This window comes from Deltaproteobacteria bacterium, assembly GCA_003194485.1.
In the GTDB taxonomy this organism is placed as follows: Bacteria; Desulfobacterota; Dissulfuribacteria; order Dissulfuribacterales; family UBA3076; genus UBA3076.
Window position 1 is genome coordinate 1 of the sequence record PQXD01000081.1, and the last position, 1,806, is coordinate 1,806.

2 protein-coding genes are annotated in these 1,806 nt (G+C 47.3%); both read left to right on the forward strand.

What is annotated here, in order from left to right; all coding sequences use genetic code 11:
- The first annotated feature begins 40 nt into the window (after positions 1–40).
- The gene (locus C4B57_12230) at positions 41–1,318 is read left to right on the forward strand and encodes a hypothetical protein (protein ID PXF50261.1); all 1,278 of its coding nucleotides are present in this window, start codon (positions 41–43) and stop codon (positions 1,316–1,318) included.
- 152 nt (positions 1,319–1,470) lie between these two features.
- On the forward strand, positions 1,471–1,806 hold a 336-nt coding region (locus C4B57_12235; GenBank protein PXF50262.1), incomplete at its 3' end, for an IS110 family transposase.

A 1,806-nucleotide genomic window follows, 5' to 3' on the forward strand; every position in this document is an offset into this window, starting at 1 on the left:
ATCCAAACGCTCCTTGGCGCCTCAACGCTTCTGGGACCATATGAGCTATCTGGATGAAAAGACCATCTCCGCCATCGAAGAGGAACTCACAGGCCGTCTGATCAAAGATTTTAAGATTGATCTGCGAACACTGCTGTTCGACGCCATAAACTTCGATACCTTTATCAATACCCAGACAAAATGTGACCTGCCTCAGCGAGGACACGCCAAGAGCAAACGGAAGGATTTGCGTATTCTCGGCCTGGCTCTTCTGGTAAGTATGGACTTTCACGTGCCTCTTCTTTCTTATATCTATCCCGGTAATCAGAATGATCCGACTATGTTCGCAGGCGTGACTGAAAGCCTTATTACACGATATCGTCAGTTTGCCAAGGAGTGCCAACAGATTACGCTCGTCTTTGATGGCGGCAACACCTCAAAGAATAATATGAAGGAAGTCGACGAGAGCGCCTACCACTTCATCACCTCCTTGACAGTGACCCATCACAAGGATCTTCTCAATGTGCCCCTCCGGAAGTTCCAGTCATTCTCAGAACCTCGCTTGAAGGGGACAATCGCCTACCGGACCAAAAAAGAAATCTGGGGCAAGGAGCGTACGGTAGTGATCACACGAAGCGAAAGACTTCTTGCAGGACAAATTGCTGGAATTACCATGGCCTTACGAAAAAAACGTGCCGCCCTCCGGCAACTGGGCACCAAGCTCTATCGCAGCCAGCAACCCGGAGCAAGGGGTAAGGGCTACACACGTGAATCGCTTCAAAAACTGCTCAGCTCCATTACCTCCGGCCAGTACATCACTGATATCCTCAAAACACGGATTATGGAATCCGAAGGCCGTCTGGAGTTCATCTTTTGGACCGACTCAGAGGCCTATCGAGATCTTAAACGTACCCGTCTCGGAAAACGCATCCTGTGTACCGACAATCACGACTGGTCTACGGAGGAAATTATCCTTGGCAGTAGAGCCCAATTCCATGTAGAGGATGCCTTCAAGCAAATGAAGGATCCTCACTGGGTAAGCTTTTCCCCTGCTTTCCATTGGACTGATCAGAAATTGCGGGTTCATGCTTTCTATTGCGTCCTTGCTCTGACATTGAGCTCTCTTCTTCAACGAAAGGCCGCTCAGGCAGGCATCAAGCTCACGATACCAGCTCTCTTCGAAGAATTGACTGGTATAAAGGAGGTCATCAATCTCTACCAATCTCAACCTACACGGACTCGGGGCCGTCTTCGCGCTGAGTACGTCTTGTCTGAATGCTCATCCCTACAAAAGAAACTGTGTAACGTTTTCGATATCTACAAGCTTGCTCATCCCTGAATCTCACTCTATCATCTCTTTCTGACATGCGTTAGTGTATACAACATACCAGGGATACGACATGCCATTTTTCATTGAAAAAACAGGTAGCTGTGGTATTATTGGCATAATGCTCATTCCATAAGTAGGAAACTGGGGTTAAGATTGCAAAAATGAAATACGAAGACTTTTTCCGCCTGGTAACAACACGGGACAGGGGATTAATACAGCACCAGCGCTTAAAGGCCATTTGGGACAGTGCACATAGTTCTGTTGGCTGTTCAGCAGGAACAGCAACAGAGTTTGAAGCAGGGATCCTGGTTGATACATTAAAACAGGTAAGGGAAACCATAGGCAATATCAATGAAAAGGTCATAGAGATATGTGTTCTTTTTCCAGAGTATAAATATCTGCTTTCCATACCTGGCTTTGGTCCTGATGTCTCTGCCATAGTGCTTGCCGCCATAGGGGATCCCTTTCGATTTGAGTCAGGGAATCAGGTCTTGAAG

Excerpts from the sequence above, each read along its gene's own strand:
- C4B57_12230 (PXF50261.1), top strand. The coding sequence starts at position 41 with ATGAGCTATCTGGATGAAAAGACCATCTCCGCCATCGAAGAGGAACTC.